General features: G+C 56.3%; 18 protein-coding genes and 5 pseudogenes. 8 read left to right on the top strand and 15 right to left on the bottom strand.

Annotated features, from left to right (window positions below; translation table 11 throughout):
- Nucleotides 1–8: 8 nt before the first annotated feature.
- From RG540_RS27900 to RG540_RS32025, 4 genes and pseudogenes are all read right to left on the bottom strand, one after another.
- Complete coding sequence (locus tag RG540_RS27900) at nucleotides 9–1088, bottom strand: IS110 family RNA-guided transposase (RefSeq protein ID WP_041365352.1); 1080 nt, start codon at nucleotides 1086–1088, stop codon at nucleotides 9–11.
- A 257-nt stretch (nucleotides 1089–1345) separates the two neighbouring features.
- A pseudogene (locus tag RG540_RS32030) lies at nucleotides 1346–1554 on the bottom strand (DDE-type integrase/transposase/recombinase); the annotation flags it as partial.
- A 280-nt stretch (nucleotides 1555–1834) separates the two neighbouring features.
- Nucleotides 1835–2869 carry an IS110 family RNA-guided transposase gene (locus RG540_RS27895; protein ID WP_041365349.1) on the bottom strand — a complete coding sequence of 345 codons (1035 nt, stop codon included), beginning with the start codon at nucleotides 2867–2869 and terminating at the stop codon, nucleotides 1835–1837.
- Between the two features lie 79 nt (nucleotides 2870–2948).
- Nucleotides 2949–3602 (bottom strand): annotated as a pseudogene (locus tag RG540_RS32025) (IS3 family transposase); the annotation flags it as partial.
- A gap of 362 nt (nucleotides 3603–3964) precedes the next feature.
- Here RG540_RS32025 and RG540_RS32020 point away from each other — a divergent pair.
- Nucleotides 3965–4821 (top strand): annotated as a pseudogene (locus RG540_RS32020) (IS5 family transposase).
- Between the two features lie 115 nt (nucleotides 4822–4936).
- Here the strand turns inward: RG540_RS32020 and RG540_RS27880 are convergent.
- From RG540_RS27880 to nodD1, 3 genes are all read right to left on the bottom strand, one after another.
- On the bottom strand, nucleotides 4937–6145 hold the full coding sequence (locus tag RG540_RS27880) for a beta-ketoacyl-[acyl-carrier-protein] synthase family protein (protein WP_041365347.1): 1209 nt from the start codon (nucleotides 6143–6145) through the stop codon (nucleotides 4937–4939).
- A gap of 1 nt (nucleotide 6146) precedes the next feature.
- Complete coding sequence (locus RG540_RS27875; RefSeq protein ID WP_041365345.1) at nucleotides 6147–6425, bottom strand: acyl carrier protein; 279 nt, start codon at nucleotides 6423–6425, stop codon at nucleotides 6147–6149.
- A 649-nt stretch (nucleotides 6426–7074) separates the two neighbouring features.
- Entirely contained in the window at nucleotides 7075–8007 is a 933-nt protein-coding gene (gene nodD1, locus RG540_RS27870; protein ID WP_041365343.1) for a transcriptional regulator NodD1, read from the bottom strand.
- 247 nt (nucleotides 8008–8254) lie between these two features.
- Between nodD1 and RG540_RS27865 the strand changes: the two genes are divergently transcribed.
- The 6 genes from RG540_RS27865 (at nucleotide 8255) to RG540_RS27845 (ending at nucleotide 13430) form a co-directional block, all read left to right on the top strand.
- Nucleotides 8255–8845, top strand: a complete 591-nt coding sequence (locus RG540_RS27865) for a NodA family N-acyltransferase (RefSeq protein WP_041365341.1) — start codon at nucleotides 8255–8257, stop codon at nucleotides 8843–8845.
- Complete coding sequence (nodB, locus tag RG540_RS32015; RefSeq protein ID WP_080725104.1) at nucleotides 8842–9486, top strand: chitooligosaccharide deacetylase NodB; 645 nt, start codon at nucleotides 8842–8844, stop codon at nucleotides 9484–9486. Before RG540_RS27865 ends, nodB begins: the two co-directional genes overlap by 4 nt.
- A 23-nt stretch (nucleotides 9487–9509) precedes the next feature.
- Complete coding sequence (gene nodC / locus RG540_RS27860) at nucleotides 9510–10811, top strand: chitooligosaccharide synthase NodC (protein WP_041365339.1); 1302 nt, start codon at nucleotides 9510–9512, stop codon at nucleotides 10809–10811.
- Nucleotides 10812–10951: 140 nt separating this feature from the next.
- Nucleotides 10952–11857, top strand: coding sequence for a nodulation factor ABC transporter ATP-binding protein NodI (gene nodI, locus RG540_RS27855; RefSeq protein ID WP_041366485.1), 906 nt, complete (start codon nucleotides 10952–10954; stop codon nucleotides 11855–11857).
- A gap of 2 nt (nucleotides 11858–11859) precedes the next feature.
- Complete coding sequence (locus RG540_RS27850; RefSeq protein ID WP_041365337.1) at nucleotides 11860–12648, top strand: ABC transporter permease; 789 nt, start codon at nucleotides 11860–11862, stop codon at nucleotides 12646–12648.
- Nucleotides 12649–13088: 440 nt separating this feature from the next.
- The gene (locus RG540_RS27845; RefSeq protein WP_041365334.1) at nucleotides 13089–13430 is read left to right on the top strand and encodes a hypothetical protein; all 342 of its coding nucleotides are present in this window, start codon (nucleotides 13089–13091) and stop codon (nucleotides 13428–13430) included.
- An 88-nt stretch (nucleotides 13431–13518) separates the two neighbouring features.
- On the opposite strand, the pseudogene RG540_RS27840 reads toward RG540_RS27845, so the two are convergent.
- Nucleotides 13519–15073 (bottom strand): annotated as a pseudogene (locus RG540_RS27840) (ISL3 family transposase).
- A 294-nt stretch (nucleotides 15074–15367) separates the two neighbouring features.
- On the opposite strand from RG540_RS27840, the gene RG540_RS27835 reads away from it, so the two are divergent.
- Entirely contained in the window at nucleotides 15368–15613 is a 246-nt protein-coding gene (locus RG540_RS27835) for a DUF6429 family protein (RefSeq protein WP_041365332.1), read from the top strand.
- Here RG540_RS27835 and tnpC read toward each other — a convergent pair.
- The 7 genes and pseudogenes from tnpC to nifB form a co-directional block, all read right to left on the bottom strand.
- On the bottom strand, nucleotides 15582–17225 hold the full coding sequence (gene tnpC, locus RG540_RS27830; protein ID WP_041365330.1) for an IS66 family transposase: 1644 nt from the start codon (nucleotides 17223–17225) through the stop codon (nucleotides 15582–15584). The two genes, RG540_RS27835 and tnpC, sit on opposite strands and share 32 nt — an antisense overlap.
- Before the next feature lie 47 nt (nucleotides 17226–17272).
- A pseudogene (gene tnpB, locus RG540_RS32010) lies at nucleotides 17273–17624 on the bottom strand (IS66 family insertion sequence element accessory protein TnpB).
- Nucleotides 17621–18049, bottom strand: a complete 429-nt coding sequence (tnpA, locus tag RG540_RS27825) for an IS66-like element accessory protein TnpA (RefSeq protein ID WP_041365281.1) — start codon at nucleotides 18047–18049, stop codon at nucleotides 17621–17623. The pseudogene tnpB and the gene tnpA overlap by 4 nt, the downstream one beginning before the upstream one ends.
- Nucleotides 18050–18100: 51 nt before the next feature.
- Nucleotides 18101–18313 (bottom strand): hypothetical protein, encoded by a 213-nt coding sequence (locus RG540_RS27820; RefSeq protein ID WP_157884705.1) that lies wholly within the window; start codon nucleotides 18311–18313, stop codon nucleotides 18101–18103.
- 266 nt (nucleotides 18314–18579) lie between these two features.
- A complete protein-coding gene (gene nifT, locus RG540_RS27815) occupies nucleotides 18580–18816 on the bottom strand; it encodes a putative nitrogen fixation protein NifT (protein ID WP_041366484.1) in 237 nt (78 codons plus the stop codon).
- A gap of 276 nt (nucleotides 18817–19092) precedes the next feature.
- Nucleotides 19093–19284 carry a 4Fe-4S dicluster domain-containing protein gene (locus RG540_RS32005; protein ID WP_046608005.1) on the bottom strand — a complete coding sequence of 64 codons (192 nt, stop codon included), beginning with the start codon at nucleotides 19282–19284 and terminating at the stop codon, nucleotides 19093–19095.
- Nucleotides 19285–19286: 2 nt separating this feature from the next.
- A complete protein-coding gene (gene nifB, locus RG540_RS27810; protein WP_080725103.1) occupies nucleotides 19287–20789 on the bottom strand; it encodes a nitrogenase cofactor biosynthesis protein NifB in 1503 nt (500 codons plus the stop codon).
- Nucleotides 20790–20907 lie beyond the last annotated feature (118 nt).

Below are 20907 nucleotides of genomic sequence, written 5' to 3'. Positions count from 1 at the left end.
TCTGTTTGTCAAGCGACGATCCTTGTCTGATTGACCTCCTTCTGGCGGCGCATGATGATGCCGAAGACTTCCCGAGCGATGTATCGCTTCAGTGCCCGGATTGCGTCGAGCTTGGAATGCCCGGCGGCAACACGCCGGGCGACATACTGTTGGGTTTTCTCGTCGGTCCTGAGACGGCCAATTGCAATAATATGAAGGGCGCTATTGGCAAGTCGGTCACCACCCCGGTTCAGTCGATGTCTGATGGTTTTGCCTGAGGATGCGGGAACAGGACTGACGCCGCAGAGCGCAGCGAAGCTGGCTTCTGACCGCAACCGCTCGGGATTGTCGTCGGCAGTGAGCAAGAGCTGGGCGGCGCTGTTGTGGCCAATTGAATTCCGTTCGATAAGGTCCGGAGCCAAGTCCTCGACAATTGCAGCTATCATCATGTCGAGATCGGCGATCTCATCGTGCCGTTCCAGATACCGGCGACCAAGTGACTTCAGGGTGATCCGATACGCGGCTTCCACATCGCGGTAGGCTGTCAGGTCTGGACGCCAGGCGGCAAGTAATCGAACCAGCTGCATGCGGGTCATGCGTCGAAGCTGATCCCGCAATGCGTCCGGCGCAGCGATGATCGTATTCTGGATCAATTGCAGGGCTATGCGCCGGGCGTTGACCGCCGTCTTTCGGCAAGCCTTTAAAACTCTGAGAGATTCCACCATACCGTCCCGGCTTCGAGGTGTGACGGTTCGCTGTTCGGCAAAGGCTGCGTGTGCCGCGGCCTGGGCATCGAGATCATCATTTTTGCCCCGTCTTCGACGGTCGTGACGATCTGGTGTGGTCACCTCGAGGACCTCCACACCCGCGGTCTGCATGTATCGCGGCAGCCCAGCTCCATAACTGCCTGTGCATTCGATGCCGATGCGCTGCAACTCGCCGAATGTCCGCATCCAGGCCAGCATCAACCGATAGCCGTTGCGGGCCGTCGGAAAACTGCGTGTCTCAAGAACGCGGTCGTAATTATCTACGACCGCTGCGACATGTAAATCCTTATGAGTATCGACGTCGCCGACAACATGACGAGCTGCCTTGACCTTCTGTTCCATGCCGTAGCCTCCGGAGTTTGACCGATATCGCACGGCTCGACCACGGTCATATGCATGGACAGGACAGTCACGTGACCAACTCGGTCAGGCCCTTCTTGGGTCACAGGCAAAGCCTCACCGCAAGGCGCTCCCGGGCGGCCGACAGGTCTAGGGAAAGACACGCTGGTCGATCGGAGTGTGGGTCAAGCCACACCAGGACACCTTGCAACGCCAGCCTACCAAGCGATCGATCGGTGTTTGAGACAGACCACCCGGGAACTGGCTATCATCTTCTGACTGTCCGTGTTGAAGTATCGGGTTTGCCATGACGGGCCAGCGCGTCCTCGACCGCTTCGATGCAGAAGTCCGCTTCCATCGTGATCGACAGCCGCCACGACAGAACCCTTCGGCTGAACCAGTCCACGACGGCGCAGAGATAGACGAAGCCGCGAGCCATCGGAACGTACGTTATGTCCATTGCCCATATGTGGACGGCTCCCACTTGCAAGTGTTTTTACAAATATTTTGATCGGATCGCTTGCTTCCATATGTGCGGCCTTTTTGTGTGGTCGCACATGACCACTGGCCAAGATGGTTTCCGCAACTCGTGTTCCTAACAGACCTGCGACCCTTGACGGCCATTGGGCAATGCGGAGTTTCACGCGTCTTGGATCGATCGATCACACCATCTGCTTTTCTCTTGCAAGTTCACAGCATCAGCTCAACACGGTAGCACTCATATCATGCTCACCGAGATGGCCAATCTCCTATACTGCCTGTGTCTGACCTTCTGCTCGCCTGTACCTTTCGCCGCTCACCATGAGCTTCCAGGCGATGCGGGCGATCTTATTGGCGAGCGCCACCGCAACCAGCTTCGGCTTCTTCCTTTGCAAAAGCTCGATCAGCCACCGGGAAGTATGTCTGCTTCGACCTGCTCTGACATATTGAAGAAGGGCAGTTGCGCCAACCACCAATATGCTCCTCAGCATTTCGTCGCCAGCTCGGGTGATCACCCCGAGCCTGACCTTGCCTGCGGTTGAATGGTCCCTGGGTGTAAGACCTATCCAGGCGGCAAAATCGCGACCCGACTTAAACATCTTGGGATCGGGCGTCTTCATCATCAACAGCGATGCGCCAACCGGTCCGACGCCTGGTATTTCGGCCAGCCGCATGCTGCATTCATCGGAGCGATGTAACGCGGTAAGCTTTTCCTCGACTGCTTTCGTTTCCGTAAGCAAATCTCGATACTCAACGCCGTGCATGGAAAAAAGCGCGCGGGCCAGTTCAGGTAGCGATTGATCAGCCGCTATGCGCTCCAACAAAGGCTCGATGCGGCACATGCCGGTGGCCGCGACGATCCCAAACTCCATGGCAAAACCGCGAATCGCATTGGCGAGCTGCGTCCGATTGCGAATGAGTCTCTCTCGCATGCCGACCAGCATCAATGCCGCCTGCTGCTCCGCAGCCTTGACCGGCACGAAGCGCATGGTGGGTCGGCTCATCGCCTCGCACAAGGCTTCCGCATCCGCAGCGTCGTTCTTGCCGCGCTTCACATAGGGCTTCGCCAATTGAGGCGCGATCAGCTTCACCTCATGACCAAACGAACTTAACATCCTTGCCCAATGATGAGATCCACCACAGGCCTCGAGTGCGATGATAGTCGGCGGCGCTTTCTCAAAGAATTTCACCATCTCTTTGCGCGAAAGCTTCTTGCGAAGGATTGGTTGCTCGGCTGCGTTCACGCCATGCAGCTGGAAAACACTCTTTGACGTATCTATACCAATTCGGATAATCTGTTCCACGGACGGTCTCCCTCGATTGAGCTTTCAACGAACTCATTCTGGCACATCGCGATGCCGTTGGGAGCCGTCCACCCCAACAGACCTGGTTGGGCCGGGTGACCGCCAGCTTTCGCAAGAGGTAGGGATAGATTTTGTGACCTGGCGCTGGTTTGGATGTGTTCGGGCGACGGTAGATCGCCTCGATACCCATCTTCTTCATCAGCGTGGCAACGTGCAGCCGCCCAGTTTCCAGCCCTTCTCCCCTCAAGAGCCCTTGCAACATCCGACTTCCGGCAAACGGGTAGTCGAGATGCAGTTCGTCGATCCGCCGCATCAGGGCAAGATCGTCCTGCGACACTGGACGTGGAGAATAGTAGACGCTGCCACGGCTGAAGCCGAGAAGCTTCGCCTGTCGTGCGACCGACAGTTTGTGTGCGCGGTCGATCATTTCTTTCCGCCCAGCAATCCCGCCTTGCCGAGCGCTCCGGCTAAAAATCGTTCTCCAATGTCAGCTCGCCGATCTTGGCGTGCAGTGTTTTGACATCGACGGTCGGGCCCGCCGGTTCCGCCTTCGCTTCATCGCCGAAAACGCCTGTGCCCCCTCAAGGAGCTGGTCTTTCCACTGTTTGATCTGGTTGGCATGCACGTCGAACTGCTGGGATAATTCCACCAGCGTCTGCTCGCCTCTGATCGCGGCAAGCGCTACCTTCGCCTTGAAAGCCGGGCTGTGGTTCCGGCGCGGTCGTCTCGTCATGGTCTCTCCTGTTCCCGGCATCTAAGCCGAAGTCAGGCAGAAATTCCACTTGTCCTAGCTGCGCAGATTCCCGAGCCAGCTCTCTATCGAAGAACGACGAGTATTGAGGGCAGGGGAGGTCTACCGACACTCCCCACCACGGCCTGACCTGTACAGGCCCCGGAATGGCTAATTCGGGGAGAGTTACGAGCCGATCTGGTACAAGGCGTACCAGTCGGCTCCTTGGCTGATAGGCTAGACCGAGCCGTCGTCAAATGGACAGCCGCCGCACGGGCGAGATCTAAGAGCCTGACCGAAAAAGAGTTGAGTGAAATCAGCCAGTTGTGATTCTGTTTGTTTGCTTAGGACGAACGGAGACCACAATGGGCTGGACTGATTTCACCCGTCGGCAATATGCCCGACGGGCAATGCGGTATGCAAGCGATCTGACGGACCGGGAATGGGGATTGATCGCGCCTTGCCTGTCTGGACCGAGACGGCTGGGCAGGCCGCGCAGCACCGATCTTCGCGAAGTCGTGAACGCGTTGCTTTACATCGCCACGACGGGGTGCCAGTGGCGGATGATGCCGAAAGATTTTCCGCCTTTTACCACTGTGCAGTCCTATTTCTACGAATGGCGGGCGACTGGCTTGTGGCTGCGGATCAACCATCATCTCGTTATGGAGGCGCGCGACCTGGAAGGCCGGGAAGCCTCGCCGTCTGCCGGCGTGATCGACAGTCAAAGCGTGAAAACTACGGAAAGCGGCGGAGTTTCGGGCTATGACGCGGGCAAGAAGATCAAGGGACGCAAGCGTCATATCGTCGTCGACACGCTCGGACTGATGGTCGCCTCATGGTTCACAGCGCCGACATTCAGGATCGCGACGGCGCGCCTGCCGTCCTCAAAACCATTCTCAAGCGCTAGCCGTGGCTGAGACATATCTTCGCCGACGGTGGTTATGCCGGACCGAAGCTGAAGGGCGCACTGCAAAAGATCGCTGCGTTCACTCTCCAGATCGTCAAGCGGACCGATAAGGCCAAGGGCTTCGAGGTTCTGCCGCGTCGCTGGGTCGTGGAGCGCACCTTCGCATGGCTTGGCAGATGCCGACGCTTGGCGAAGGATTGGGAAAAGTCCGTCGCATCAGCCGAAGCCTGGATCACTATCGCCCACATCCGCGTCCTGACACGACGCCTGGCAAGGTACGGATATCGTGGAAACCTTTTCGAGTCAGGCTCTTAGATGCGCAGCATCAATTCTCTTCTCGCTTTATTTCCACCCCTCTAGTTATGGTAGATTTGATGATGGCCGCCTGTTCAAATCGCTCAGGGGAGCAGGAAATTGGCGGTTCAGGACCCTACACGCCCTTAAAGGCCAATACGGCGTTGGTGCCACCCATCGCAAAGGAGTTGCTTAAGGCAACACGTACCTTACGTTGACGCGCCACATTGGGCGTAACGTCTAGATCGCAGTCAGGGTCATGCTCTCGATGGTTTGCGGTCGGCGGCACTACGCCCTCTCTGATCGCCATCACGCATGCAATCATTTCGAGTGCGCTCGCTGCGCCAAGGCAATGCGCGTGCATCGACTTCGTGGATGAAATCGACATCGAATATGCATGGTCGCCGAAGACGCGTTTAACCGCGGCTGTTTCCGTTAAATCGTTAGCCTTGGTGCCGGTACCGTGAGCATTAAGGTAATCGACATCTTCGGGGTTTAAGCCGCCGTCAGCAAGGCAATTTCGCATCGCTGACTCTGGTCCCTCAACTGATGGGCTCGTGATATCGAAAGCGTCGGCGGAAAGGCCTACTCCGACGATCTCGGCAAGTATAGTAGCGCCGCGAGCGGCGGCATGCTCATAGCTTTCCAGTACTGCCATGCCTGCGCCCTCACCCAGGACAACACCCCTTCGATCGGCGGAAAACGGGCGGCACGTATCCGGCGCTAGTATCCGCAAAGCCTCCCAGGCCTTCAGTACTCCGTAGGTGAGCGGGGCATCGCTACCGCCAGCGAGCATCACATCAGCGCGGCCCAGCTTGATTTGATCCACCGCTGTAGCGATGGCGTGATTCGCCGACGCGCAAGCGGAAGTAACCCCAAATACCGGACCCAATAGGCGCAGCACCATGCTCACCTGTGCGGCTGGCGCGCTTGGCATGGCTTTGAGGGCACTGAAGATGGGCACGCGGGTTGCTCCGCCCAAAAAGAGGCTGCGGTAGCTCTGCTCGATTGCATCCCAACCGCAGCCGCAGACGCCAACGGTTGCGCCGAAGCGGGTGCGGTTTCCTTCATTGACTGAAAGCCCTGCATGTCGCAGCGCTTCCCATGCTGCAATCACAGCCAAGAGGCTGAAGCGGTCCATCGAGGCAAGTTGCTTGCGGCTGATCTCGTGCTCGGGCAGCATCCCTATCTCGGACCCAACAGTCCCTTCGAGATCGTAAAGCGGGGTGTTAGCAATTGGACCGATTGCTGCGCGACCTTCCCGCATTTCTGTCCAAATTGATTTTGCGTCGGTTCCTAAGCCGCAAAGCCCACCCATCCCAGTGATAACTACCCGTCTGTTCATTTCAAACCTCCTTCGCAATCAATCCGCGGACGGCCTGGACAACGTCACCAACATTGCTGAGATTTGACCACGCGTCGGATGTGTTCAGCTCAATTTTGATCCCGTGGGCCTGCTCCAGATCCCAAAGGACGTCAGCCAGCCCCAAAGAGTCGATACCCAGTGACGCCAATTCCGTTTCGGTTGTTATTTCGGTCATTGATGCAGCTGCTATCCCGTCCAGCTCCGAATCAACGCGCCGCTTGATCGTGGCGATAACTTCAATCGCGAGTTCATCAGCCATTCTTTATCCTCCATGCGTTCTGGTTTAAGAGGGCAAATCTGCGTGTTAAACGACACGCAACTCCTCTCCGTTGGCAAGCAAACATATGAGCGAGACCCCAGGCGCGAAGTGCTGTGAGCTGGCTCTTGTCGGATCCTATGTTGCATTTGGCGCCACTAGTAAAATTGATTGCGTGGATTTGAAGCATTTGTCCGGCGAATGCGCCGTGGAGCATCGATTAAGAGGTCACTTGGGAGCCAGCCCGGGCGCTCCTCGTGACGAGACCTCCATCGTCGGGCCGCTACGGTCAAAGCCTAATCCGCCGACTGGCTCTTGATCGCTAGACGTAAGCGAAATTGCGAAATGGACATATGCCGTCCGTCAGCTCGGGGGCCACAATTGTCGATCGCCTGCGATCAAAAGGGATCACAAGGTTGAGCGCAATGTAGTCAGCGAGGGGGGAAGTGTGATGATGTCCAAGGAGCGGCGTTGCCCCCGTCCTAAGCCAGCGATGTTCCGAAAAGCTGGATCTGCATTGTCTTCATTCAGCTAGCATCGTTGAAGAAAGAGCAAAATCACGCTGTTCGCCGAACGTTACAATTCTGTCGCGTCAACACCGTTCCGTGGCTTCTATCGGGTCAGCAGCATCCGTCCAAGCGAACGGTACCGCCTAAACAGCCGACGTCTCCGATGAAGCTTCCATCCGGGAAGCTTCATCAAACATGATCTCACGCATCCAGATGTTGCCTGGGTCGGTATTGTGAAGCGCGGGCCATTGGACTGCCAGGGGGAAGTGGAGAGGTGGAAGCGGATGTTCGACTATCTTCAGGGGTATCGTCTGCTCGAAATGTTTCACCAATCGCATTGGAAGGGTCGCTATTCGGTCCGTCCCCACGAGCAGTGGCGGGATCAAAGTAAAGCCTGGTACGACGAGCTCAATCCTCCTTCTAAACCCATGTTCGAGCAATAGCCATTGCTCAACTGAAGGCTTCATTAAACGGCCAAATTTGGCCGCGACGTGCCCCATCGACATAAACTTTTCCATGGAAAGCCGATCTTCCAACTGCTTGTTCATTGGGCATCCTACGCAAACAAGCGTCTCATCGAAGAGCTTCGCTTTGGGATGGATGTTCGGCATCAGCAAATCCGGCAGAATCAGAAAATCAACGTCGCCCCGGCGCAGAAGCTCGTCAGGATCGTCATCAAGGGGCAACAGTTCAAAGGTCACACGGGGCGCCTCCCGCGCAATTCGCTTTATCACCTTCTCCATGAATATCAGTGTCATGAAGTCGGACAGGATAATTCTGAATCGACGATCGGACTCCGCGGGTTTGATCGGATCCCAGGCGATAACAGAGAGTTGGATGTGGAGCAGGGTGTCTCGAACAGCAGGCGCAAGTGCTTCGGCACGGGGTGTCAAAATGAGTTCGCGCCCTTGCATCACGAAGAGATCATCATGGAAATAATTTCGGAGACGGGCGATAGCTGCACTCATTGCCGGTTGACTGAGGTTGATGCGCCGGGCTGCGGCAGTTAATTGCCGCTCGGTCATCAGAGCGTCGAGCGCTACAAGCAGGTTTAAGTCCAAGCCTCTGAATCGCATCCGATATCCATCTCCTAGATGCCTCATATCCAAACAATAGATTTTACCGATATCATCTCATCGAACTAGAAGACCCACTATCCTGCAGAAATCAAGGTGCCTCTCGCTGAAATCGGGGGCCGGTCAAGGAGGGCTGCTGTGCATTGGTGGGCCAAGCCAGCTCCACAGCCCAAAGCAGCGGTCCCGTGCGTTGGATTGCTGCTGTTTATGGTTGTTTCCTTTGGTCAAACAACAATTGGAGCGCTGCATGTCTTCCGGGGTGCATTGGAAATTACATTGGGAAACTGAGTTGGCTTCCTCCGACCACGAGGAGCTGGCATCATTCTTTCGAAATACCTATGGCCCAACCGGGAAGTTTAACGCCAAACCCTTCGAGGATGGTCGTAGCTGGGCCGGCGCACGGCCTGAGCTTCGCGCCATTGCCTACGATTCCAAGGGAATAGCCGGTCATCTAGGGTTGTTACGGCGTTTCATCAGAGTGGGTGAGACAGAAGTACTTGTGGCTGAGTTGGGGTTATATGGTGTTCGACCGGATTTAGAAAAATTGGGCATCGCTCACTCCATTCGAGCCATGGCTCCGGTCGTGGACGACCTTGGCGTGCCTTTCGCATTCGGAACTGTGCGATACGCGATGCGAAATCACATCGAGAGATTCTGCAGGGATGGCGCGGCAAATATCGTGTCCGGCATTCGAGTAGAGTCTACCCTTGCGGATGTCTATCGTGACTGCCCGGCCACTCGAACCGAAGACGTTTTAGTTGTTGTAGTGCCGGTTGGGCGCACAATGAGCGACTGGCCGTCGGGGTCCCTGATACAGCGACGCGGGCCGGAACTATGAAGAACCTCAATATCATAGATAGTGTGGACGTGGATGCTGGTGCCGACGATCCGTGCGTCTACCTGACGTTCGATGACGGTCCCAACCCATTTTGCACACCACATATTTTGGATGTCCTGGCACAGCACGCCGTCTCAGCAACTTTTTTTGTCATTGGTGCGAACGCGGAAGTACATCCAGGCCTTGTTCAACGTATTGTTTCGGAAGGCCACGGTGTGGCCAATCACACGATGACGCATCCCGATCTGGCCACCTGCAGCCGGCCACAGGTGGAACGTGAAATAGATGAAGCAAATAGGGCCATTATCTCCGCATGCCCTGGCGCTTCCATCCGCCACATTCGAGCTCCCTATGGCAAGTGGACGGAAGAAGCTCTCGTCAAATCGGCAAGCTTAGGTTTAGCCCCCGTACATTGGTCAGTTGACCCTCGAGACTGGTCTTGCCCGGGCGTCGACGCCATCGTTGACCGCGTGCTTGCAGCTGCCAAACCCGGATCCATCGTGCTTCTGCACGATGGATGCCCCCCCGGTGCTGCGGACCCGACCAAGCTTCCAACGCTGCGTGATCAAACGCTTGCAGCCATATCCGCAATCATCAAATCACTGCGTAGCCGTGGACTGACGATCCGTTCACTTCCCTAGCATTGATCAACACACGAGATACTATGACCTTGCTTGAAACAATCGGTATCGCAGCCGTCACGCTTCATGCGCTGTTATCGGCAATCTATAAAAGTATGCAGGCTTTCTATGCGCGCAAAGCCAGCGGCTCACAGCCGCGCTCAAAGGACATTGATCCTGCCGCTTTGCCCAGCGTAGACATCATTGTCCCATGCTTCAACGAAGATCCGGCCATTCTTTCGGCCTGCCTCTCCTCGTTGGCGGGGCAGGACTATGGCGGCAAACTTCGAATATATATGGTTGATGACGGCTCCTGCAATCGTGAGGCAATCTTGCCTGTTCACGACTTCTACACGTCGGATCCGAGGTTCGAATTCCTGCTGCTGTCGAAGAATGTCGGAAAGCGCAAAGCACAGATCGCTGCAATAGAACGGTCATGTGGAGACCTGATCTTAAATGTGGATTCGGACACTTCCATCGCCTCAGACGTCGTGACTCTGCTCGTCGAAAAAATGCGCGACTCTGACGTTGGCGCCGCCATGGGCCAATTGAAAGCGAGCAATCGCGACAAAAATTTGCTGACGCGCTTGATTGACATGGAATACTGGTTAGCCTGTAACGACGAACGCGCCGCCCAGGCTCGGTTTGGCGCGGTTATGTGTTGCTGCGGCCCGTGCGCTATGTACCGCCGGTCCGCACTTCTCTTGCTTCTTGATCAGTATCAAACGCAACTTTATCGCGGCAAACCAAGTGACTTTGGCGAGGATCGCCATTTAACGATCCTAATGCTAAGTGCAGGATTCAGAACGGAATACGTTCCCGAGGCAATAGCGAAAACTGTCGTACCAGACCGCATGGGGTCCTACCTACGTCAGCAACTACGTTGGGCACGCAGCACCTTCCGTGACACCTTACTCGCTTTGCCTCTTCTGCCTAGCCACAACCGCTTTTTGACATTGGATGCCATTCACCAGAACATCGGACCATTGCTTTTGGCAGTGTCTTCAGCCACCGGCATAACCCAATTCATCTTAACAGCAACGGTGCCAGGATGGACGATCATCATCATCGCGTCGATGACGATGGTGCGATGTTCAGTCGCCGCCTACCGCGCGCGCCAAATCCGATTTCTGGCATTCTCGCTTCACACGCTAATAAACCTGTTCATGTTGATCCCTTTGAAGGGCTTTGCCCTGCTCACGCTCTCCAACAGCGACTGGCTGTCTCGCGGTTCGACGACCGACGGACCGGCGATTGCCGAAAGTAACGCCGCTTCGAATGAAGCTGAGATCGTGGCCTCAGCATCCCCTTTTGGGGGCGGTACTTCGTGGCGCTTTCGGAGGTAGGTATGGGCGAGAACATGGAACGTGAAATGTTGAGACCGAAGACTATAGCAATGGATCAAAACTCTGCCTCCGCTCGATCCAATCCTGAGCGCGAAATCAAGACGGGCCGTCTTGAACCGGCGTCCAACTCTGCGCCTACCATGGCGATCGATCTTCAGGCCGTTACTATGATCTACCGTGACAAAACTGTCGTCGATTCCTTGTCGTTCGGCGTGAGAGCTGGAGAGTGCTTCGGGTTGCTAGGACCAAACGGTGCAGGCAAAAGCACGATTACGCGTATGTTGCTTGGGATGGCGACACCGAGCGCGGGAAAGATATCTGTACTTGGGCTGCCGGTGCCAGGGAAGGCTCGTTTAGCGCGAGCGAGCATCGGGGTAGTGTCGCAGTTCGACAATTTGGACATGGAGTTCACCGTTCGCGAGAATCTATTGGTCTTTGGTCGTTACTTCCAAATGAGTACCCGCGCGATCGAAAAGCTCATCCCATCGCTTTTGGAATTTGCACAGCTTGAGGCCAAAGCCGACGTGCGCGTATCAGACTTGTCGGGCGGCATGAAGCGCCGATTGACGTTGGCGCGAGCACTCGTAAATGATCCGCAACTGTTGATACTGGACGAGCCAACCACTGGCCTCGATCCGCCCGCCCGCCACCAGATATGGGAGCGGCTGCGCTCCCTACTTATTCGCGGCAAGACCATCCTTTTGACAACGCATATGATGGACGAAGCCGAGCGGATGTGTGACCGGTTGTGCGTGCTCGAAGGTGGGCGCATGATCGCCGAAGGCCCGCCTCTCTCCCTGATTGAAGATATAATCGGTTGCCCGGTTATTGAGGTTTACGGGGGCAATCCTGACGAACTCAGTTTGATAGTCAGACCACATGTCGACAGGATCGAGACTAGTGGAGAGACGCTGTTCTGTTACACAGTTAATTCCGACCAGGTCCGCGCCAAGCTGCGGGAATTTCCCAGTCTGCGCCTGCTTGAACGGCCGGCCAATCTGGAAGACGTTTTTTTGCGGCTGACAGGACGCGAGATGGAGAAGTAGCGATGGGTAGAGTTTCTACAGAGGCACTTCCGTCGGGATTGCTGAATTGGGTCGCGGTCTGGCGGCGAAACTTTCTGGCATGGAAGAAAGTAGCTCCAGCATCACTTCTGGGTAATCTTGCCGATCCCATGATTTACATTTTTGGATTAGGGTCAGGACTCGGCGTGATGTTGGGCAATGTCGGCGGCGTTTCCTATTCTGCATTTCTGGCGGCCGGGATGGTCGCAACGAGCGCGATGACCGCATCTACTTTTGAAACGATTTACGCTACGTTTGCTCGGATGCGAGATCACCGCACTTGGGAGGCAATGCTATACACCAAACTTACGCTTGGAGATATCGTACTGGGGGAAATGGCGTGGGCGGCAACGAAGGCGTCTTTAGCAGGCACGGCGATTGGTATTGTGACAGCCACGCTAGCTTATTCGGAATGGGACTCCCTGATCTATGTTTTTCCAGTCATAGCGCTGACGGGCCTTGCCTTCGCGAGCTTATCGATGGTTGTGGCGGCACTGGCCCCCAGTTACGACTATCTGGTTTTTTATCAGTCGCTTGTCATTACCCCGATGTTGGTCCTGTCGGGATCCGTCTTCCCAGTTGAACAGCTCTCACCCATGCTTCAGCGAATAACGCACCTCCTGCCACTTGCACATTCGATCGACCTCATTCGTCCGGCAATGCTTGGTCATCCCGTTCCAGATATCACGCTGCATCTTGGAGCTCTTTGCCTTTACATTGTGCTGCCCTTTTTCGTGTCGATCGCGTTGCTGCGTCGTCGCCTAACCCAATAGCCGCAAACGGGTGGAACTATGAAAGTACTGACTCTCGAATGGGGCTGTGGGTTTCTACGTTCATAGAGACTGAAGATGCGTTCGCCGTGCATTCGGTTAGCCTAGGGTGAGATTCTCTTCGGAATATACAGCGCTAGTAGATATCGAGGGGAACTGAATGGTCCGTAACCATACGGGGAAGCTTGCAATTACCCATAAGTAGCGGAGTCGGTTACGAAAAGTTTTCGCCGAAATCCTGAATCGAAAGAACCACTTGTAATTCTGTGTGGAGCACCTGGTTCGTAAGCGGTGTCTTCCTGCCACATTGACCAAGCGCGGTAGGCCGTTCCGAAAACTACCGTTGCAACATCAACAGCAACAAAGCGCCAAAAGCAGACCAATTCTTTTTCAATTTAATCAGATGCTCTCGATAGGCTCACAAGAAGCTTTCGGAGATCAAAATGGATATAGGTGACTTCAAAACCTATGCACTCGCAGCGGTCCCGATCATCCTTTTCAGCGCTCCGCTCACCTACTGGCAACTCGCAAAAGACCGTTTCAGAGCCGACCAGACGTGGCTCATGGTAAAACTGCTGCTCATAGATTTAGCGATGATGGCATTCGGCGGATGCTATTGGGGCGACGTTTGCACCTCCAGCGATTTCGTAAAGGGGCTTGCCGCGATGGTAGGGCTTACCGGATTGTTCATCTCTTTCCTGCTCGTACCGGTACTTGGCGGCGGGCTTGCTGGACAAGGATTAGGGTGGGCAGTTTGGCGCATGGCCAACCGATCACGAACGTGACGTCCGCTTCAGGAAAAAAAGCGGACTTCAGCCGTTTGTGTGTTTCGGCGTGGAATATTGGCTCTGACGCATATTTGACGCGGTTTTCTCATGTCGCGCCGATCAGGCGGGCTTGAAGCAGATCAAGCTTTCCGCGACCAGTACATCTGGCGCTTCACCAGCTTGAGCTTGGTAATCTGCCCCTCAGTTTGTCCGTTGGACCACGGTGAGACGATCGCTGCTCGGACTGCCTTTATGTCTTTCGCAACGCCATCGCCAAAGGAGGTAACCAGACTTTCGCGAGCGCGGTCGATCCACGGCGCGAGCTCGTTTTCCGCCTTGCGCCGGATCATGCGATGGAAGTCGGCGATGATGTCGCGAGCTTTAACCAGCAAGGGAATACCGCCTTCTATTGCAGCGATGGTGACGGTCTCGGATTTCGTCAGATTGTCTCTGCTAGTTGTCAAAAGGCGGGCGATCGTTCGGGCAGAGGGAATGCGGTTCAACGTTTCCGCATCTGCCTTGTCGGCCCGCTTCCGTCGTGTTGCCCATTCACTCACGACCCGACGCGAACCACGAAAGCCCTGTGTTCTCAACCGCCGCCATAGCTCAGTAGCGTTCCGCTTGCCAGCAGCCCATTGAGCGTCTAGCCATTCGAGATAGGTCTCCAACGAGTTTTCTCTCGACCGAAAGACGTCATTGCGTTGTCCCCTGAGCACTTGGCGGACCAAGCCGCGGCTATGATCAGTACGGCGCACGATTTCCTTGATCGTGACACCGTCCCCTGCGAGCGCCATGATCGCCGCATTGGTCTGTTCGCGCCTGAGATAGCCTTCGTATTGCAGGCGCTCGGCCGCGGTCAGCCGCTTGGGATTGATGCGCGTTGCACCGAGTGTCTTGCGAATTTGCCGCATCGATTTGCGGACGGTGTCCAGGAATGCACGGCTGGCATTTTCCATCAGATGCCATCGATCAGCGATCTTCACTGCATCGGGCAACGCCTTTGCTGCCGCCAGCCCGTAAGCGCCGCCGCGGTCACGAGCAATAATCTGAATTTGGGGATTTCCCCGCAACCAGGCCTCTGCCGTCGCTGGCTCACGGTCCGGTAGCAGCCGGATTGGCCGCCGACGCTCCAGGTCACACACGATCGTGCCATAGCGATGATTGCGCCGCCAGGCCCAGTCATCGATGCCGATCACCGAGGGTGGGATCGATGGCGGTAACCCTTGCCTGCGGATAACTCGTAGCAAGGTGTCGTTACTTACGGGAAGCATCAGCCGCTGGGCAAAACGCGCCGCCGGGCGTCCTCCAAGTGCAAGCGCTAAATGGTGGACGAGATGCTCGAGACGCCCGGTTCGTCTGGCATAGGGAGGTAGCACATCGCCGAACCGCTCGGAGAATATTTGCCTGCCGCAGAGCACCGCGCCACAGGTGAACCTCCGTGTGCGGACGAGAAGTCGGACACGCTTTCCCGAAAGGGGGAGGTCCGCGACCTGGCGGCAATAGCGGCTTCTAACTGTTCGCGATATTCGTCCGCATGCCGGACATGACGCAGTAGCGCCGGCTCGGGAAAGCAAGATGCAGGTCTCATCGTCAATGTGGGTGATGCGTTCGGCGATGAAACCAGCCGGTACCAAATCAGAGGGGCGAAACCTGGTGCTCATCAGGCTGATTCCTTTGTGGAAACCAGCAAGGCAGCATCGTCACAACTGCATCAAAACTGAGTCAGAGCCAAATTTGCACGCCGGAACACAACCAAACCTTCCTTGGCAATTACCGCGGCATACTGATGAGTGACGGCTACACAGCCTGGCGCACATTGGATGGTGCGACCCATGTGATCGGCGCCCTCATGCCGTGGAACTACGCCGCCTGAACGGCCTCAGCTTGTCGCTTACGGGTATCCATCCGAGGTGGGCCGCAGGACTTAATGGGGCTCGCGTGGTAACGTCGGGTTCATGGAGATCGATGAGGACAAGATCGACGATGCCGTTTTGGCGCTGTTGTGGCTAACGCTGCATAACGAGCGTTGTGCCTGGAAGGGCTTTGACTGGGCAACGACGGATCGCTTGCATCAGAAGGGCATGATCGGCGACCCGGTGAACAAGTCGAAGTCGCTGGTGCTGACGGACGAGGGTCTGCGGCGGTCGGAGGAGCTGTTTCGGACGCTGTTTACGCGGCAACCGATATCGCCACCGCCTTGATCCTCTTCCATTCCCAAGGCAAGAGCTCACGCAGGCGGGAGACGGGAAGATCTGCGACGCGCGTCAGCACATCTGCGAGCCAAGCCTTCGGGTCGATGTCGTTGAGGCGGGCCGTCGTAATAAGGGTCAGCATGATGGCCGCCCGGTCGGCGCCCCGCTCGGATCCGGCGAAGCTCCAGTTCTTTCTTCCACATGCAACCCCGCGCAGGGCTCTTTCCGCCGCGTTATTCGTCATGCAGATCCTGCCGTCGTCGGCGTATCTGGCAAAGTCGGCCCAGCGCGACAGCATATAGTTGATGGGTTCAATAACCGGTGAGGATCGCGACAGGCCTTCGAGTTCCAGCCTGAACCAAGCCTCCAGTTCGTCAAGCAGCGGCTTGCTCTTTTCCTGGCGCACGGCAAGGCGCTCTTCGGCGCTTTTGCCGTTGATGTCGCGCTCGATGTCAAACAGCGCATCGATGCGTTTGACCGCTTCCAACGCCGTCGCAGAGACAGGCCGCAAGCCCTTGCCCCGCCGGGCACTGCGAGAGACGTCGGCCAACTCGAAGAACTTTCGCCGCGCATGGGCAAAACAGAAGGCTGGCGTTACCGGGATTTGTTTCCTGCTCCGGTCGAAGAGCGGATTGAAGCCATTGTAGCAATCGGCCTGCAGGATGCCGGTGAACTCGGCCAAATGTCGTTGCGGATGTTCGCCACGCCGGTCGCTGGAGGCGTAGAAGACGGCAGCCGGCGGCGCAAGCCCGCCAAATGGCCGGTCGTCGCAAACGTAAGTCCATATGCGGCCGGTAATGCACTGCCCCTTGGCGAGGATCGGGATGGTGGTGTCGTCGCCGTGGAGGCGCTCGGCCGCAAACACGTGGGTTTCGATCATATCGAAGAGTGGCTTGACGGCGGCGCTGACGTAGCCAACCTGGTCGGCGAGCGTCTGGGTAGACAGATCAATCCCCTCGCTGCGGAACCGGCGACTTTGGCGGTTCAGGGGCTGATGCTCGGAGAATTTGTCGAAGACGATGGTGGAAAGAAGGTTGGGGCCAAGGAAGCCGCGCGCCGTGGCATGGAAAGGCGCCGGCGCCTGGCTGATGCAGCCACAGTCCCGGCAGGTAAATTTCTCCCGGACGGTTTCGACGATCTTGAAGCGGCGCGGGACCTCCTCCAGCGTCTCGGTAGTATCCTCACCAAGCTTCGACAGACGCTCGCTGCCACAATGGGTGCAGGCGGTCGGCGCGTCGACGACGAGACGTTCGCGCTCAATATTTTCTGGCCAGGGTTTGCGCACCGGGCGCTTGCGGGTGAAGGCACGAACGGTCTGTGTTTTCGCTGAGGCCGCCTCTGACGCAAGCTCATCCTCGGTCGCATCAGCGACCAGTTCCTCAAGCTGCAATTCCATCTGGTCGATCAGCCGCTGGGTGCGCTCCCGGCTCGGACCGTGTTTGTCGCGTTCCAACTTGGCGATCAGCAATTGCAGATGGGCGTTGAGCGCCTCAATGCCGGAAAGTTTTGCTTTTGCACTGCTCGCTTCAGCCTCAGCGCGTATCCGCGCCTCGCGTTCCGCCAGCAACGCGGCGTGGGCGCTGGCAAGATCGTCCGGCAGTGAGAGAGGCGGTAACGACATGCTGTCATAGAAGCATATTTATCCAACAAATTCAATGCAAAAGACGTTCAAACCCGCGTCGGGCGCCAGGTTTCCTGAGGGGCTCTCCAGTCAATTCCGGACAGCAAATAAGAAAGCTGCGCCGGCGTGATTGCCACCGCGCCGCCCTCTACATTCGGCCAGATAAACCGGCCGCGTTCCAATTTTTTCGTGAACAGGCATGCGCCCTGGCCATCATGCCAGATCAATTTTATCAGATCACCTCGGCGGCCCCCGGAAACAGAACAAATGACCGGCCAGCGGGTCATGCTTCAAAACTTCCTGCACCCGAAGGGCTAGCGAAGGAAAGCCGCACCGCATGTCTGTATGTCCGGTCGACAACCAAACCTTGACACCCGTTCCCATCGGAAACGGGTTCATCGCAACGTCTCCAGACCCCGCATAATCCGCAGCAGGACGTCCACGTCGACATCCCGACCGACGATCACACGCCGGTCGTTCGCACTCACCACCTCCATGCGACCGTGGTCGCTGACAGGCGGCGGCACAGCGACAGTCGCCGCAGGTGGCGTGTTCGCAACAACCGGCTCGGCAACAACGATCGCTGGAACAAACCCGTTTGTCGAGCGGTGGACAAGCCGTCCTTCCCGGGCGGCCCTGCGCCAGGCATTCAACTGCCAGCGCGTGATCCCATGACGCTGCGCCGTGGCCGTCACCTGCCGCGGGCCGTTATAACTCTCAGCCACAATCGCCAGCTTCGCTTCATCCGTGAAACGCCGGCGACGCCCGCTATCGACAATCTCCATCCGGCTGAAATGCCCGGTGAGATCATTCATCAAGTCCATGTGTGAAGCACCGTCTATATTGCCGTCTATATAGACAGAGCATCCACACTCTTACTCACTCAACAATGCGGCCCAACTCGGATGCGTACGCTTACGGTTAAACAATGCTTGAACAATATTTTGAACATCAATGATTGCGATGGCGCCGCGCGGATCACGCCGATGCCAGGCGCAGACATGAAAGACGATAAGAGCCCGCGCCAGTATCAACGCCGAGACAATGGCACCGATCGACAGCGACACATCCATGTCACGAAAGGCCATTTCTCGGCTGGTCGGGCAAAACCGGCAACGCGCGTACGATCAACATATCAAGAATGCGTCGGACCCCGTTGACCAGCTTCGCAAGGTCGCGCAGTAAGCGCCAGAAAACCTTCAAGAGAGCGGTCATCGGTCGTCCTTCCCACAGGCTACGCTTGAAAAAATCAAGTTTACCAGACAACGCCGATGGCCACCCTATCCTGCTATACGGTTCTCGAGATCTCAACTGTCGAGGACCAACGGTGTTTCGAAACCTCAACGGGTTGTATTTACGTTGGCTGCTGGAAAACGCTCATCTCCTCCATCCGGTACTTTGGAGCCTCGACTGTAACCGGAAGGCGAGTGTTTCGCGGAAGGTCGGGAAGGGCCAGTCGCATCCCACTGGTTAGCGACACGACACCGCCCCACAGTTTTTCGCTCTCCATCGAGAGTATCGGCTCCTCGAGATCAAGCTTTGGCATATAGGCCGAGAGGCTGTCGCAAGTTCGACGAATCGTCACTTTCATCTGGCTGATCCTTCTTTGAAACAGAATGCTTTTCGTGAAGGCAGTAGCGTGCTTGATCAAATGCACATGCACTGACGGCAGTGCTACCAAATAATCGGCTGCAAAGAGAAGGGCTGTCCTTTCGTTTGTACTGAGCGTTAATTGTTCCTGCCGAGGACCCCCACTGCTTCTTGAGACAAACTGCGGGTGCTAGTCATCTCTCCTGTCCCGCTCGCAGTCGCCACGAAATATCCTCCAACGCACAGACAGCACCCTTGGCTAATCGTTAGGTGGCGGTTAGGCGGGGACACACGTCTCCTTCATTGGGCACGCTGCGGCACATTGCTGAGTTCCGAATTCGTCGCACTCGGTGCATTTTCGCGGATCGATGACGTAGTTTTCCCCCTTCAAGGCGACTGCCCCTGAAGGGCACACGAATTCACAGGCGCCGCATTGGCTGCATTGGGACGTTACGATCTTGAAGGCCATTTTCAGCTCCTGGTCATATTGGGAAGATGGGATGTCGCTACCGCCGATTTGTTCTCAAACTCGGCGGCGTAGAACGCGCCAATTGCGGCTTCAATATAGTCATAGGCATAAGCCTCCGTCGCTCGCACACCAGCTTCCGCCAACCTCTTCTTTGGGACGTCTCCAACCTTGGCGCACAACAATAGGTCTACGCCATTGAGCGCAACAATCGTGCTGTTAAAGGCAGCGTTGTCACACCAGCCGCCGAGACAGGACTGCTCGACCTTGCGATGGCCTGTTCGACCAATCCCCGACGGCGAGACCTCGTAAATTTGGAATTCAATTCCGTGGCCAAAGTGCTCATTGATGCGGCCACCGCCCTTGGTCGCCACCGCGACAAGAAACGATTGATCGGACACCACGGATCTGACAGCTTTGAGTGCTTCTTTTCTAGACGTCAGACGTTCACCGCGCGCACGTTCAACGAACTCGCGGTAGGTAAGGCGCTTTGCCGGATCATAGGCCGGCGCAAGAAGGAGATCACCGGTCGTAAATTCCTGGGCGAGATCAACGCCGAGCAGACCGACCGCATCTGCGCGACATTGCCGGCAGTGGCGCATAAGCGTCCCTCGACCCTTCATCCGATCCTGGAGTAGGCTTAGTTCGAGAGCGTCTGGCCCACGCTGGCCGGTGAGTCCATAGTAAGTGCCGTGAGAGTGGCCTGAAATAAGGGGGGTTACGTTGTGCATGAATGCCCCACGATCGCTGACTGATCTATTCACTTCGATCAGATGCTCGTCGTTAACGCCTGGAATTAGTATTGAATTGATTTTGGTGAGGATGCCTCGCTCAGTCAGCATCTCCAAGCCCAGCATCTGACGCTCGTGAAGAGTTCTGGCAGCTTCAATTCCGGTGAGGCGGCGATCCCTGAAAAATATCCATGGGTAAATCTTCACGCCGACATTTGGATCGACCATGTTGATCGTAATGGTCACGTGATCAACATTCAACCCGGCGAGCTCTTCGACATGGTCCGGCAACGAAAGGCCATTGGTCGACACGCAGAACTTGATGTCGGGGATCTCCTTCGCGACCAGTTCCAATGTTGTTTTTGTCCTGTTCCAATCATAGCAAGCGTCGCCAGGCCCGGCGATACCAAGGACAGAGAGCTGCGGCAATGCGCTGGCTACCGTCATTACCTTTCGCAGAGCCTGGTCCGGGGTTAACCTTTCCGAGGTAACGCCAGGCCGGCTTTCGTTAGCGCAGTCATATTTTCGGTTGCAGTAGTTGCACTGGATGTTGCACGCTGGAGCAACCGCAACGTGTATTCGGGCAAAATAAGAATGCGCGTCTTCTGAGAAGCATGGATGATCTTCCACTCGTTCCCAAACCGCCGGATCTGCACCATCTGGTGCCGAGCGTCCATAGGTGTGGGATTGTCCAGACGCACCGGTATATAAGTTTACGCAAGCGGGCGCGTAGACGGTTTGGTTACACCCTTCATTCGTTTTAGCTGGTATCATCATATCTCCGTTGACAGGCACATATTGGTTCGCAAGGTGGGATAGATCCCGATCCTGAAAAGGCTCCTCCCCTTGTGCTCACCCTTTGGGCTTTTCCGTACGTCCTTGCTTCCTGCCCGGC

It is taken from the genome of Neorhizobium galegae bv. orientalis str. HAMBI 540 (assembly GCF_000731315.1).
Lineage (GTDB): Bacteria > Pseudomonadota > Alphaproteobacteria > Rhizobiales > Rhizobiaceae > Neorhizobium > Neorhizobium galegae.
The sequence above is the reverse complement of the archived record's forward strand: the minus strand, read 5'-3'. Positions and strand labels throughout refer to the sequence as shown.